This window comes from Lacinutrix algicola, assembly GCF_001418085.1.
Lineage (GTDB): Bacteria > Bacteroidota > Bacteroidia > Flavobacteriales > Flavobacteriaceae > Lacinutrix > Lacinutrix algicola.
This window is the reverse complement of sequence record NZ_LIQH01000039.1, coordinates 108159-123567: the sequence shown is the minus strand read 5'-3', so window position 1 is coordinate 123567 and position 15409 is coordinate 108159. Positions and strand designations below refer to the sequence as shown.

The following is a 15409-nucleotide window of genomic DNA, read 5'->3' as shown; positions in this document are numbered from 1 at the left end:
CATCAAAATTTAAAATATGACATTAGGATTAGGAACAGCGGCTCTTGGAAGACCACAATATATCAACATACGTCAAAAGCAAGCTAACAACTCTAATATTGAAACCTTTAGAAAACATAGTTTTTCTGTTTTAGAGAATGCTTACAATTTAGGTATTAGGTATTTTGACACCGCTCCAGGTTATGGTTTGGCTGAAGATTTACTTATAGAATGGTTAAAAACCAAAAACGATTCTAGTATTGAAATCGCAACTAAATGGGGATACACCTATGTTGCTAATTTTAATGCTAATGCAAAAGTTCACGAAGTAAAAGAACATAGCTTAGAGAAACTAATCGAGCAATGGGAAGTCTCTAAACAGTTTTTCCCTTATTTAAAAGTCTATCAAATTCATTCCGCGACTTTGCAAACTGGTGTTTTAAAAAATGAAGCTGTATTAAAACAATTGGCATTTTTAAAAAAGGAACACAATTTAAAAATAGGATTAACTACAACAGGAACGAACCAGGTTGAAGTTATAAAAGAAGCTTTAAATGTATTGGTTGATGGTGAACAATTGTTCGATATGTTTCAAGTGACGTATAATTTTTTAGATCAAAGTTTAAGCGATATTTCTAATGAATTAATAAAACAAAACAAATCGATTGTTATTAAAGAAGCTGTGGCAAATGGTCGTGTTTTTAAGAATAACAAATACCCTCATTATAAAGCGCTATATACTGTTTTAGATACTTTATCTGATAAATATAAAGTCGGCGTAGATGCTATTTCACTAAAATATTGTGAGCAAACAATTCCTGAAAGTATTGTTTTAAGCGGAGCGAGTAATAGCGATCAATTAGACGAAAATTTAAAAGCGAATTCTTTTTCTCTTTCTAAAACCGATATCGAGTTATTAAACACTTTTAAAACGACTCCCGAATTGTATTGGACAGAAAGAAAGAATCTACAATGGAATTAACAAAAGTAGCATTTGGTGGTGGTTGCCATTGGTGTACAGAAGCAGTGTTTCAATCGTTAAAAGGTGTAGAAAAAGTAGAACAAGGCTTTGTGGCTTCTATAGATGAAAACAGTAGTTTTTCTGAAGCTGTAATTGTGCATTTTCAAGTTGAAGACATTACTTTAAAAACCTTAATAGAAGTGCATTTACTAACACATAAAAGTACGAGTAATCATTCTATGCGAAAAAAATACCGATCGGCTATTTATAGTTTTTCAGACAGTCAAAACAAAGAAGCTACAGCTTTACTTGATAATTTTCAAGAACAGTTTAATAAAAAAATTATTACACAGGTTTATCCGTTTTCAGCATTTAAAGCTTCGGAAGAAGCTTTTCAGAATTACTATTTAAAAAATCCTGCTAAACCGTTTTGTAAACAATTTATTAATCCTAAATTAGAGGTTATAAAAAAGAAATTCTCGAATTATGCGTCATTGTAATACTGATAGTTATCGGGATCGCAATGACAGTTTAAATGGAGTGATTTTTTATGCATTAAGGATTGAACAATTGTTGGAGCTCCTCGCAGAGAGCGACTTGTGAAAGCCTGACGTTTTGCCTTTTTTAGGCAAAAGGTAATGCCCAAATTATTATTAGAAAATATTAATTTATTGAGTTTCCCACTTTCGTGGGAATTACGAAATTTCTGCTAAGGCCGAAAATTCTTATGAAAAACAACAAAAAAATAGGATTAAGCTTATCTGGTGGTGGTTATCGTGCGACTATTTACCATTTAGGGACTTTAAAGAAACTTAAGGAATTAGAAATACTTGATACGGTTGATGTTATTTCTACTAATTCTGGTGGTTCTATTACTGGAGCAACTTATGGTTTACATGAAGGTGATTTTGAGGCTTTCGAGGATACCATTAGAAAAGGTGTAAAACGTAGTGTTATTAAAGGTGTTTTGTCTTCTTGGCGCTTTATATTAGTGTTTATTGCGTCTCTTTTTTGGGTGTTAACTATACTCTATTTATTGGCTAATGGTTATGCTTGGTCTAGTTTTGGTTTGCTAATTGCTTTAATTATTGTGTTTTTATTGTTTCAGTTTAACCTCTTCCCTATTAGCAAGTTAAACGAAAGGATGTATAATAGGTTTTTCTTTAAAAACAAAACACTAAAGCATTTACGTAAAGACGTTAGGTTTGCTATAAATACTACAAATTTAGAAAGTGGGCGCTTGTTTACGTTTAGTAATGATACTATGGGAGATTCGGCTTACGATTTTCCTTCGGATGATGATGAACCTATAAAATTTGAGTCGGATAATTTTCCTATCGCTCGAGCTGTTGCAGCTTCTACGGCTGTACCGTTTGTGTTTACTCCTATTAAAATTGATAAAAAGTTTTTTAGTACTATCGAAGATACCAAGCGTGTAAAACCACGATTAGTAGATGGTGGTGTTTACGATAACCAAGGTGCGCATAAAATTACGCAGACCAAAAGTGCTTATGGAAGTCAGATTGTTATTATTAGCGATGCTGGAAATGCGATGCCTTTTAAAAACTCGTATAGAAATACGTTAACCATGCTTATTAGAACCAGCGAAGTGTTTATGAATAGGATTAAAAACCTACAAATGGTACAATATCTATATGAGAATCATAACAACCAAAAACGTGAGATTGCCTACCAATCGCTTGGTTGGGAGATTGAAAATTCTATTCCTAAATTTATAGATGGTGTTAAAGATGGTATTATTTTACCTCAGGTTTTAGAGCACCATAACATTACAGAAACAGATATTACCAATAAAGATTGGACTACCATTAAAAACAAGTTAAAAGCGAGTATAGACTACAAAGCTATAATTGCTAATGCGAATACAAAAGTGCAACTAGAAATTGCAAGAGGTGTAAGTACTAATTTAACGCCTTTAAAAGACGAAGAGATTGATGCTTTAATAAATCATGCTTCGGTTTTAACCGAAATACAAGTAAAATTGTATTGTGTGAGTTTGTTTGAGTGATAAGCTAAAACCAGAATATATTAAACGAAAAAAACCAGAACAATTGCTGTTCTGGTTTTTTAATATTTATTATTCTGTTTATAGAAATACGGTTTGCTTAAAACTGTAAGTCTACTACTAGATCAAACTCGTCGTAAATTGCTTTGTCTTTTAAACCATCGAAAAAGCTAGTAGAACCATATCTTACATCAAATTTTGTTCTGTCTACTTTTAATGTTGCAGTTGCTTTACTTCCATATACAGATACATTTACTGTTACTGGATTTGTTTTTCCTTTAATAGTTAAATCTCCCGTAACTGTGTATGAGTTTTTACCCGAAGCTTCTGCTTTTGTAAATACTAACTTTGCTGTTGCAAATTTCTCTACTCCAAAAAAGTCGTCTGATTTTAAATGTCCATCTAATTTCCCTTTGTATTCACCTTCTAAATCTGTAGCGCTAATAGTCGTCATGTCTATAACAAACGCTCCTCCTGTTAATACATCGTCTTTAAAAGCTAAATCTCCAGATTGTAAATTAATTGTTCCTTCGTGAGAACCAGTTACTTTGTAACCTTTCCAAACTACTTTACTATCTGCTGTGTTAATAGTTTTTGATTGTGCATCAATTGTTGATGTAAATGCTGCAAATGCTATAATTGCTGTTAAAACTTTTTTCATTTTTCTATGTTTTTATATTATGCCACAAAGATCTCACAACAATAGAACATAAAAGATGACCTAGTTTATTAAATAATGTTAATCTAGATTAACATTTACTGTTCTGTAGCAATCTGACTCTTAATTTTACTTAAAAATTCTTTAGTAACACCTAAATAAGAAGCTACCATATATTGTGGAATGCGCTGTTCTATTTCTGGATAATTTTCTTTAAAAATTAAATATCTATCTTTTGCAGACATACTAAAATTTCTGACAATTCTTTTTTGTGAAGCAACATACGCTTTCTCGATTATTATACGAAAACAACGCTCTAGCTTTGGAATTTTAGAATACAAGTCTTCAATATCATTATACGCCACTTGAATTAATGCTGTGTCTTCAATACATTGCACATTAAAGTCTGATGGTGCTTGCGAAATATAACTTCCTAAATCTGAAGCCCACCAATTTTCGACACCAAACATAAGAATATGTTCTTGCCCTAAATCGTCTACATAAAACATTTTAACACATCCCGATATAATAAAACATATTTTATTATTTACATCTCCTTGCTGTAAAATATACTGCCCTTTTAAATACTTACGATAGACTATTTTTGAAGTAAAATAAGTTTCCTCTTCTTCTGTTAATGTTATTATTTTATTAATGTAAGATAAGAGTGGTTGGCTATTCATTATTATATTTTGATTGCCTAACAAATATAAAAAAAGCCATTACAAATAATGGCTTAATTCTTTAGTAATTGGTATTAAATACAATTACTCTTATTTTAAAATATAGTCTACTATTAAGATACTTTTACAGTCGATTTTTTAAGTTTAATCAGTCTTAATTTATCTAAAACTACCATAATTAAATATGTAAAATCTACCTCATGCCATTTTACTCCAAAATTAGCACGACCAGAATGTGTGTGATGGTTATTGTGATAACCTTCTCCCATCATTAAAAAATCGAATGGTAATAAGTTTTTAGAAGTGTCGTTAACTTTAAAGTTTACATAACCATAAATATGTGCAAACCAATTAATTATTACACCATGAATTGGTGCCATAAAAAAGGCGATAGGTAGAAATAACCATTGCCACCAAGCTGTTGCAAACACAATAAAAAACACAGTATAAGCTGTAGCCCAACCTAGTCTAGAAAATTTTGAACTTGCAAATTTATCAAAACCTTCCCATTGTGGAACGTTTTTAGTAAACTTATCTGCTACTGCAATTCTTTTGTTATTTATGTCTTGGTAAATGTTTTTTGTACGCCACATCATAGAAAATACAGTTGCATCGTATTTTGGTGAGTGTGGATCTTTTTCGGTATCTGCATACGCGTGGTGCATTCTATGCATTACGCCATAACCATAGGCGCTTAAGTAGTTAGAACCTTGTGTTACCCATGTTAATACGTAACATATTTTCTCCATTGCAGGAGACATTGTATAGGTTTGGTGTGCCGCGTAACGGTGTAAAAAGAACGTTTGAAAAAACAGTCCTGAGTACCAAAGTGTTATTATTAATATTATAATCATCATAGTCTTTTGCTTTTCGCAAAGGTCGGTGCTAATAATGGTTTACACAATGAACCTAAGTTAAGAAATTCGCTTTCTAATGCGGCTTAAGGCTTGTGCTGTAACACCAATATAAGACGCGATGTATTTTAATGGAATCTCTTTTATTAGGTTTGGTCGTTCTGTAAAAAGATTAAGATAACGCTCTTCGGCAGTTTCGTTTAAAAGGGATTGTTCTCTTTTAGATTTTATAAGAAATAACCGCTCTGAAGACAAGCGACCAATAACATTACCGGCAAAACTTTTCTCGTAAACCTCTTGTAAATCGTCATACGAAATACTCCACATGGAAACCTCTGTTAAGGCTTCTAATCTGTATAATGATGGTTTTCTGGTAAGGAAAGAATCGTAAGCGCTTACAAATTCGTTTTTAAAACAAAAACCAAATGTAATGTCTTTTTCCTTTTCTTCCTTCGGAATTAAAAAGCGTGCGATACCTTCGTCTATAAATGAAATATAGTTTTCGGTCTCTCCAACACTAACAATAGCGCTCTTTTTCTTGAAGATTCTATTTTCTAATTTAGATGAAAACAGTTGCCAATCTTTATCAGAAATAGCAACTGTTTTCTCTATGTATTCTCTAATGTTTACCATATTCGCTTATCCATTGCAAATATCGCGATATATTTTAACTATTCTACTCGTTTTCCAGGTAATACTTGTCCGTTTTGAAACAAAGTCATACTATCTATCTTGCCTTTAGAGTTCGCATTAAACTCTACTCTTGCTTCTACAACTTTTAAGAAAAAGATATTATAATCTGAAGGGAAAATTTCGAATTGAGGTTGTCCTGTTGCTTGTAAAAACAAACGCCCTTCTTTTGTTGTAATTGTAATAGCAAATGTTGGTGCTAGCTGGTATTTACCAGTGTAACTTTCTAACATTTCTTTAGATACTGTTACTTCTTTTATATCGACCTTTAAGCTTTTTAAAACATCGCGAGCATTATCGTTTGCAGGATTTAAATCTAAAGATTTCTTATAATTTTCTATTGCTAATTCTTGTTCTCCATTTTCTAAATAAGCCTCTGCTAAAGAATCGTAAGGATTTGATGCTTCTGGAAACTCTGCAACATTTAGTTTGAAAATTTCTAATGCAATGTCCTTTTTATCTTCGGCTAATAATTGATAACCTAAAGTATTTAATTCTTCAACTTCAAAATTATAATTATTTGCTTGTTTGGTTTTAGCTTCTTTGTAAAAAGCAATAGCTTTAGTAATACCATTTACTTTTATTTCTTTTGCTAACACTTTAGCAATAGATGGTTTAATAGGTTTTAAAGGATAAGAAGGTACCATTAATTTTATAGCAATAGCATCTACGTTTTCGTTACTATTAGTTAAAACAACAACGCCTCTTTTTGATGCTTTATCTATTGCAGACATTGCGCAATAACCACCTGTTGCTCCATTATGCATTAAAAACGATCCATTTTCTATGTGCCAAGCTAATGCCATTTCTGCGTTTTGCTCTTCACTTTTAAATGCTGATTTATGAGCCAATGCCATTGCATTATGTAATTCTGAATCTATAGTGTTTGCGTTAATATTTGCTTGAATGTATTTTACCATATCGCTAACTGTAGAACGTATGCCTCCTGCTCCACCAAGTGTAATAATATCCCAATTTTCGGTTTCACTAAGTCCGTCGTGCCCTTTTGCTAATTGGTTTTTCATTGTTTGGGTTAATACTAATCTTGTATCGTCCATTTGCAATGGTTTAGCAATATTCTCTATTACTAATTCTTCGTATGTTTTACCGCTTTGCAATTCCAGAATATGACCAAGTAAACCCATTCCTACGTTAGAATATTCTTTCTCAGCTCCAATATCTCTTGTTAATTTGTAATTAGAAATAAAGCTATATAGATTCTCGTAAGTATAATCTTGAAAAGGATTTTTATCGTTTGCTGGCGACCAATTATCTGGCATTCTTGGTAAAGCAGATGTATGTGTTGCTAAATGTTTTAAGGTAATTTCCTTTCCGTTTCGCGTTGGTACTTTTACTGTTTTAGGCAAATACTTAGAAATAGGATCGTCTAAACTCATTTCTCCACTATTAACTTTTAAGGCTAAAAGTGTTGCAGTAAATGTTTTTGAAATTGAACCAATCTCGAAAACAGATTCTTTATTTACAGGTGTACCGTTCTCTATCGCAGTGTTACCAAAACTGTAATAATTTACAGTATCTCCATTTATATAACCTACAACGATACCAACATTTATTTGGTTTTCTACTCTAGATTGTATGTACTCTTTTACTTCGGTTGGAATTTTGGAATCTTGTGCTTTAACTTGAAAACTTAATAGTAAGGTTAATGCAATGAATAGTAGTTTTTTCATTTTTGATTGGTTTTGAATGCTGTTATAACAAAGTTAGTTAGAAATACTTTACTTATTTATTTAATGCGACTAACAACCAATTTACAATTGGTATTAACTTGGTAAAGAATGTGAGTTACTAACTAGTACTTAATAATAAGACGCATACTATTGGTTTATGTTACATTACTAAATAGTGTAACGAAAAAACGCAACCTAAAAAGGTTGCGTTTTTTCGTTTTGCATTAGGGATTGCAGTGGCATCCTTTTGCTTTTTCTGCAAAAGATATAACGGAAAGCCCGACACTTTGTAGCTTTAGCGAAAAAGTGTAATGCCCAAATAATAGTTTTATAAATTATTTTTTAATATTACTTCGTCGTGCCTTCTCGCAATGACATTATAATACATTATCCATAATATCTTGCACACATTCTGGATTTAGCAATGTACTTGTGTCTCCTAAATTATCGGTTTCATTACTAGCGATTTTACGTAAAATACGACGCATAATTTTACCGCTTCGTGTTTTTGGTAATCCGTCTGTAAATTGGATTTTATCTAACTTCGCGATAGGTCCTATTTGCTCTGTAATTAACTGATTAATTTCCTTACGAAGGTTATCGTGTTTTCTACTTTCTCCTGTTTCTTTTAAAGTAACGTAAGCGTATAGCGCGTTTCCTTTAATATCGTGAGGAAAACCTACAATTGCACTTTCTGCTACTGCTGGATGCTCGTTAACGGCATCTTCTATTGGTGCGGTACCTAAGTTATGACCAGATACAATGATGACATCGTCTACTCTTCCTGTAATTCTATAATAGCCAACCTCATCTCTTAATGCACCATCTCCAGTAAAGTATTTATTTTCATACGCAGAGAAATAGGTGTCTTTATAACGTTGGTGATTTCCCCAAATGGTTCTAGCCATACTTGGCCAAGGAAACTTGATACATAAACGTCCATCGACCTGATTTCCTTTAATTTCGTTTCCATGCTCGTCCATTAATGCGGGCTGAATACCAATAAATGGTAGTGTTGCATAGGTTGGTTTTGTTGGTGTTGCGAAGGCTATTGGCGTTATCATAATCCCTCCAGTTTCGGTTTGCCACCAAGTATCTACAATTGGTGCTTTTTTCTTACCAACATTATCATCGTACCAATGCCATGCTTCCTCGTTTATTGGTTCTCCCACGGTACCTAATACTTTTAGGGATGATAAATCGTGCTTTTCTAAATGCTCTACTCCTTCTTTTGCCAAAGCTCTAATGGCTGTTGGTGCTGTATAAAATTGGTTGACTTTATGTTTTTCTACAATCTCCCAGAAGCGTCCAAAATCTGGATAACTTGGTACACCTTCAAACATAACCGTTGTTGCTCCATTACAAAGCGGACCGTATACGATGTAACTATGCCCAGTAATCCACCCTATATCTGCAGTACACCAATACACATCTTGTTCTCTATATTGAAACACGTTTTTAAACGTATATGCTGTGTATACCATGTAACCTGCAGTGGTATGCACCATTCCTTTTGGTTTCCCAGTAGATCCTGAAGTATATAGAATAAACAAAGGATCTTCTGCATCCATAATTTCTGGTACACAATCGTGATAAGCTTCATCCAATAAAGGTTGTAACCATTTGTCACGTCCTTCTTGCATGCTTATATCTGAATTAATACGTTTTGCTACCAAAACAGTATTTACGTTTGGACACTCTTCTAAAGCCTCGTCTACAATCCCTTTTAAATCGATTGTTTTCGCACCACGATAAGAACCATCACTTGTAATTACTAATTTACAATCGCTATCGTTAATTCTTGTTCCTAATGCTGTTGAAGAAAATCCTGCAAATACTACAGAATGTATTGCTCCAATACGTGCACAGGCTAAGACAGAGACTGCTAATTCAGGAATCATTGGTAAATAAATACAAACACGATCTCCTTTACCAACTCCTTGTTCTTTAAGTACGTTAGCAAATCGGCACACGCGTTCGTGCAATTCTCGATATGTAATATGAAGCGCCGCTTCGTCTGGACTATTTGGTTCAAAAATAATTGCTGTTTTATCTCCTCTTGTATATAAATGCCTGTCTATACAGTTTTCTGTGATGTTTAACTTTGCACCTTCAAACCATTTGACTTCTGGTTTAGAAAAATCCCAACTTAATACGTTGTCCCATTTTTTACGCCACATAAAATGTTCTTCGGCAATTTCTTCCCAAAAACTTTCTGGATTTCTGACGGATTTACGGTAAACTTGGTAGTATTCTTCTAAGTGTTTTATGTGATAATTACTCATAATGTATTAGTTAAGATTTGTTTGAATACTTAGACTATGTAAGTACTCAAAATTATTTGTTTTATTTATGAATCCCAATACTATGGGCTTGATATACTGATTTTATTTCGTCTATTATTGCAACATCATCTATTGTTGATGGTATATTATACTGCTGCTCGTCTGCGATATTACGCAACAATTTACGAAGAATTTTCCCGCTTCGTGTCTTTGGTAATCGGTTAACGACTAACACCTCTCTAAATGAGGCTACTGCTCCAATTTCTCGTCGTACATCTTGTATAATTTCTTTCTGAATGGTATGGTTTCCAGAAGACTCTTCGGTTTTTAAAACGACTAATCCCAAAGGTTTTTGACCTTTAAGTTCGCAATGCACACCAAATACGGCACATTCTGCAACAGATTGGTGTGAGGCTACAATTTCTTCCATTTCGGCAGTAGATAAACGGTGTCCTGCAACGTTAATAATATCGTCTACTCTACCTGTAATAAACACATATCCATCTTCGTCTTTATAACCGCCATCTCCAGAGAAATAATAACCTGGAAAACGGTCTAAATAACCAGATTTAAAACGTTCCGGATTTCCCCAAAGGTTACTTAATGTTCCTGGTGGTAACGGCAGTTTTATTACAACGTAACCTTCAACCGAAGATTCTACTTCTTCGCCTTCTTCGTTTAATATTCTAATATCGTAACCAGAAACAGGTAAGCCTGCAGAACCTGGTTTTACTTCTTGCAATCCTACACCAACCATATTGCAAATCATTGGCCAACCACTTTCCGTTTGCCACCAATGGTCTATTACTGGAACTTTTAGTTTTTCTTCTGTCCAACTTAGCGTCGCGACATCACAACGTTCTCCGGCTAAAAACAAATTTTTAAAGCAAGACAAATCGAAACGTTTAATCATGTTTCCATTTGGATCTTCTTTTTTTATTGCTCTAATTGCTGTGGGTGCTGTAAACATTGCTTTTACATTATGCTCACTAATAACACGCCAAAAAGTAGATGCATCTGGTGTCTTAATCGGTTTTCCTTCAAATAGAATAGTTGTGTTTCTATTTATTAAGGGTCCATATGTAATAAAACTATGACCTACAACCCAACCAACATCACTTGCTGCCCAAAACGTTTCGCCTTCATTTACGCCATAAATGTATTTCATAGAGAATTTTAAAGCAGTGGCATAACCACCTGTATCTCTAATTATACCTTTGGGAGTTCCTGTGGTTCCTGAAGTATATAATATATATGACGGATGAGTGGATTCTATTGAAATAGCTTCAATTGAAGGAGAATCTTCTACTAAAGTAGTGTAATTTACGTCGTAGTTTTTCTTCGGAATTTCAACACCTAATTGTCGGTCGAAAACAATAACATATTCTGGCTTATTTTTAGCTTTAACAATAGCCTGATCTACAAAGGGTTTGTAAGGAATAATTTTCTCTATTTCAATTCCGTTAGATGCAGTAATTATTGCTTTTGGCTTACAATCGTCTATTCTAATTGCCAACTCATGTGGTGCAAAACCACCAAATACCACCGAATGTATTACACCTATTCTAGCACAGGCTAACATAGCATATAATGCTTGCGGAATCATAGGCATATAAATAATACACGTGTCTCCTTTTTGCAGTCCTAAACCTTGTAATCCACCTGCTAATTTTGATACTTCGTGGTGTAATTTATTAAAGGTAATATGCTCTTTTGCATTGGTAACTGGCGAATCGTAAATAATAGCATTCTGTTCTCCAAAACCATCTTTTATGTGCTTGTCTATACACAGATAACTTAGGTTAAGTTGCCCATCTTGAAACCATTGATCGTACTCATATTTATCTTTAGATAATATGCCTTTTGGTGCTTTAAACCAATCCAATTGCATCGCTTGTTCTTGCCAAAAAAGCACTGGCTGCTCAATACTTTTTTTATAAAATTCTTGATAATACATAGTTAAGCTTTTTTAGAATTAAATAAGCCAAACCAGTTAGGATTAAGTATTTTGAGTTTGATAAGTACCCAAATAATAACCACAAAACAGATACCCAAAACTATAGAAAGTATAGGGCTTGCGTTTGTGTTATTTTCAAATTTTAACCTTAAATAAAGCGTTACTATTACATAAATACTTATAATAATATCTGACGCTAATGGGTTGATGTGAAATTTCATGTCTTTAAACTTTAATTAAACTTAGTTTGTTTGCACACAAAACCAATTTTAATAAAACTCAAAAATTATTTCTAAGTCACTAGTTCCAATATTTCTGAAACTATTTTTTTATAGAAAAAGGTTTTGTTAAATACTTATCTGCTCCAAGTTTTAAACCTTTTTCAATATCTGAAGCTTTATTTTTAGCTGTTAAAAACACCACTTTGGTCTCTTTTAAGCTGTCTGTATTTTTAATGTGTGTTAAGGTTTGATACCCATCTACATTTGGCATCATAACATCTAACAAAATAACATTAGGAATATGATGTTTTAAAATCTCTAAAGCTTCACTTCCATCTCTTGCAATAAACACTTCAAAATCTTGTTTTTTGAAAGCGTATTCTAACGACATTACAATATTGGGCTCGTCGTCAACAATTAAAATTTTCTTCTTCATACTTTATATGACAACAATTTACTTAAAAGGTATGGTAAAAACAAGCGTTGCGCCTTTTTTAACGTCTTTTTTTGCCCAAATTTTTCCGTTATGCTTTTCTACTATTTGTTTTGTGATTGCTAAACCTAGTCCACTGCCTTGTGGCTTAATAGTATTTTGATGTTTTGATTGGTAAAATTTATCGAAAATATAATCATGATCTTCTTCGGGAATCCCTTTACCGTTATCGGTTACCGATATTTCAAGCAACTCGTTTCCTAATTTATAATCTACTTGTATGACTCCTGTTTTTGATGGACAAAATTTAATTGCATTGGATAATAAATTGGTAAACACTTGAAGAATACGATCTTCGTCATAATTGGTTTTAAAACTGTGCACATTCTTATTTACAATTTTCACTTCTTTTTTTACAGCAATTTGATAAATACTACCAATAGCTTTAGCAATAGTTTTTTGAATGTCTTGATATTGCATATCTAAATGCAAACGTCCAGTTTCAAGTTTTTCGAAATCTAGAATATTATGTATTAATCGTCCCAAACGATCGGAATCTTGAAGGATGTTTTTTAAAAATTGTGCCTTTATCTCTTTCGGCATATCATCGTCTTCATCCATTAACAACTCTGTTGCAGCTCTAATACCTGTAATTGGTGTTTTAAGTTCGTGCGCTACAGTATCTAAAAACTCATCTTTTTGCTTGTCTTTACTTATTAATTCTTCATTGGCATCTTTAAGTTTTGAAGATAGCAAAGACAATTCATTAGACTTATCTAAAAGTACTTTATTACTGATGATGTTTTCCTTAGATTCTTCTAAAATCTTCAACACTTCTACTAAGCTAATTTGCTCTTCTTTTACCACACTTGCAATTAATATTTTAGCTGAAGCCGAACCAATACTACCAGTTAACAGTGTTTCAGAAAAATTAATTAATCGTGCATCTGCCAATTGTGTATCTTGAGGTAGCTTATATTTAGTGAAGAAAATTCTTAAGGCTCTGGTTGCTTTTTTTTCACCTAAAAATCGAATTAAAACATTTTTAATATCTGTAACATACGCTTCACCTTTCCAAACAAATGCACTGTCTTGAAGTTTAGTGAAATTTTGATTATCTACAAACATTTCGGCATAATTACGTTCTCTATAATTTCCTTTAGACATTAATGAAAACACTAAATAACTCATAATATTAAACGTCATACTCCAGAAAAACGCATGTGCTGGCGGACTTAAAAAATCGACACCAAATAATGCATAAGGTTTTAAAGCTGAAATACCGAACAAGCCATACTGCGTAAAATCGTCCGTACCTGTGTACGCTTGTAATGTAAATGGTAATACCAAAGTATATATAGCTATAAAAAAACCTATAAGTATACCTATAATTGCTGCTTTTGAAGACCCTCGATTCCAGTACAAGCCAATAAAAAAAGAAGGTGCCAATTGCGAAATAATAACAAACGAGATTAAGCCAATAGAATACAACGATAACTCCTTTGAAAATATTACATAAAAGAAATACGCTGTAATAATTATGGTAAAAATAGAAATACGACGAATATTCTTAATGTATTTGGAATTTCGCTCTGGTTGGTTTTTTATAAATTTATCAAGAAAACCATAAGGTATAATTAAGTTGTTACTTACCATAGTTGATAATGCCAATGTAGATACAATAACCATTGATATTACTGCCGAAAACCCACCTAAAAAAACGAGTGTGGCTAAAAAAGAATTCCCGTTTTCGAGAGGCAACAACAATGAGTAGTATTCTGCATTTTGTGTGGATCCAAAAGTTAGTTTTCCTGCCCAAGCAATAAATATAACAAACAGATTAAAGAGTAATAGATACAAGGGAAACAACCAAATAGCCTTTTTAAGATGTTTCTCTCTATTGTTTTCTAAAACAGAAACTTGAAATTGTCTCGGCAATAAAAATATAGCCATAAAAGACAACCCTATTAAGAAAAACCAGTTAAAACCGTCCTCTACACCACTAAGCGTAGTGAGTTCTTTAAAGTTTTCTGTATTTGAAATCTGATTGTAAATATCTGTAGTACCATCAAATAGGTAAAAAGTAACATAAATACCAATGGCTAAAAAGAATACGAGTTTTAAAACCGACTCGAATGCTACAGTAGCAATGATGCCTTTGTGTTTTTCGGAAGCATCTGTATTTTGCGTGCCAAAAAAAGTAGCGAATATTGCTAATAATAAAGCGACGTAAAATGTAGAATCGTCAATTACAGTTGTAGATACATAACTAGTATCGTCGGACATGATTTCGAACGTTTCTGACACTGCTTTTAATTGCAACGAAATGTATGGCAAGGTTCCGAACAAGCAAATTAAAGTCACTAATGCTCCTAAAAACCTATTGTTACCATAACGTAATGAAATAAAATCGGCAATAGATGAAATTTTATGTTGTTTGGAAATTCTGATAATTTTCCGAAGTACAACAATCCACAAAGGTGCTGCTATAACTGGCCCTAAATAGATTGTTAAAAAGTTAATACCCGAATTTGCGGCAATACCAACACTACCATAATAGGTCCAAGCAGAACAATACACTGCTAAAGACAAAGTGTAAACGTATGGATTGTTAACCCATTTACTTTGTCGTTTTTTTTCACCTAAAAAAGCAATGTAAAACAAGACTGCTAAATAGATAACAATTATAATTATTAATGCGTAGTTATTCATAATGGCGTTTTAAAACTATGTATGAAATAACAATAGATAGCAACCAAATTGAAAATATAGAAAAGTATAACGTAGGAATACCATAAACAGCACCTTCAAAATTAAAAATAAGAATGAATGGTATATTAAAAATTAAACATAATGCTATCGATAATACCACTAGCTTTTGTTCGTGCCGTTTTTTCATTTGGATGATTGGTTTTCTTTTCCGCGAAAGCGAAAAAATAATAACTTTACTAATATAAGAAAATCAGCACTA

The 15409-nt window shown here is 32.7% G+C and carries 13 protein-coding genes; 3 read left to right on the top strand and 10 right to left on the bottom strand.

Annotation, left to right across the window (positions count from 1 at the left end; translation table 11 throughout):
• Positions 1 to 16: 16 nt before the first annotated feature.
• The 3 genes from ASC41_RS11525 to ASC41_RS11515 all read left to right on the top strand — a co-directional run bounded on the left by ASC41_RS11525 (position 17) and on the right by ASC41_RS11515 (position 2969).
• A complete protein-coding gene (locus tag ASC41_RS11525) occupies positions 17 to 961 on the top strand; it encodes an aldo/keto reductase (protein ID WP_055436799.1) in 945 nt (314 codons plus the stop codon).
• The gene (locus ASC41_RS11520) at positions 952 to 1440 is read left to right on the top strand and encodes a peptide-methionine (S)-S-oxide reductase (protein ID WP_055436798.1); all 489 of its coding nucleotides are present in this window, start codon (positions 952 to 954) and stop codon (positions 1438 to 1440) included. Before ASC41_RS11525 ends, ASC41_RS11520 begins: the two co-directional genes overlap by 10 nt.
• 227 nt (positions 1441 to 1667) lie before the next feature.
• Positions 1668 to 2969 carry a patatin-like phospholipase family protein gene (locus tag ASC41_RS11515; RefSeq protein WP_055436797.1) on the top strand — a complete coding sequence of 434 codons (1302 nt, stop codon included), beginning with the start codon at positions 1668 to 1670 and terminating at the stop codon, positions 2967 to 2969.
• 97 nt (positions 2970 to 3066) lie between these two features.
• Here the strand turns inward: ASC41_RS11515 and ASC41_RS11510 are convergent, their stop codons facing one another.
• From ASC41_RS11510 to ASC41_RS11470, 10 genes are all read right to left on the bottom strand, one after another.
• Entirely contained in the window at positions 3067 to 3627 is a 561-nt protein-coding gene (locus ASC41_RS11510) for a YceI family protein (RefSeq protein WP_055436796.1), read from the bottom strand.
• 95 nt (positions 3628 to 3722) lie between these two features.
• Positions 3723 to 4307 carry a Crp/Fnr family transcriptional regulator gene (locus ASC41_RS11505; protein ID WP_055436795.1) on the bottom strand — a complete coding sequence of 195 codons (585 nt, stop codon included), beginning with the start codon at positions 4305 to 4307 and terminating at the stop codon, positions 3723 to 3725.
• A gap of 113 nt (positions 4308 to 4420) precedes the next feature.
• Positions 4421 to 5164: an acyl-CoA desaturase gene (locus tag ASC41_RS11500; RefSeq protein WP_055436794.1), complete on the bottom strand. Its 744-nt coding sequence runs from the start codon at positions 5162 to 5164 to the stop codon at positions 4421 to 4423.
• A 57-nt stretch (positions 5165 to 5221) separates the two neighbouring features.
• Positions 5222 to 5794 (bottom strand): Crp/Fnr family transcriptional regulator, encoded by a 573-nt coding sequence (locus tag ASC41_RS11495; protein ID WP_055436793.1) that lies wholly within the window; start codon positions 5792 to 5794, stop codon positions 5222 to 5224.
• 38 nt (positions 5795 to 5832) lie between these two features.
• Positions 5833 to 7542 (bottom strand): serine hydrolase, encoded by a 1710-nt coding sequence (locus tag ASC41_RS17050; RefSeq protein WP_055436792.1) that lies wholly within the window; start codon positions 7540 to 7542, stop codon positions 5833 to 5835.
• A gap of 377 nt (positions 7543 to 7919) precedes the next feature.
• The gene (gene acs / locus ASC41_RS11485; protein ID WP_055436791.1) at positions 7920 to 9827 is read right to left on the bottom strand and encodes an acetate--CoA ligase; all 1908 of its coding nucleotides are present in this window, start codon (positions 9825 to 9827) and stop codon (positions 7920 to 7922) included.
• A 61-nt stretch (positions 9828 to 9888) separates the two neighbouring features.
• Entirely contained in the window at positions 9889 to 11784 is a 1896-nt protein-coding gene (locus ASC41_RS11480; protein WP_055436790.1) for an acetate--CoA ligase, read from the bottom strand.
• 2 nt (positions 11785 to 11786) lie between these two features.
• Positions 11787 to 12005 (bottom strand): hypothetical protein, encoded by a 219-nt coding sequence (locus ASC41_RS16645; RefSeq protein WP_055446294.1) that lies wholly within the window; start codon positions 12003 to 12005, stop codon positions 11787 to 11789.
• A 100-nt stretch (positions 12006 to 12105) separates the two neighbouring features.
• Positions 12106 to 12441: a response regulator transcription factor gene (locus tag ASC41_RS11475; protein ID WP_055436789.1), complete on the bottom strand. Its 336-nt coding sequence runs from the start codon at positions 12439 to 12441 to the stop codon at positions 12106 to 12108.
• Positions 12442 to 12459: 18 nt separating this feature from the next.
• Positions 12460 to 15150: a sensor histidine kinase gene (locus ASC41_RS11470; RefSeq protein ID WP_055436788.1), complete on the bottom strand. Its 2691-nt coding sequence runs from the start codon at positions 15148 to 15150 to the stop codon at positions 12460 to 12462.
• Between the last annotated feature and the right edge of the window lie 259 nt (positions 15151 to 15409).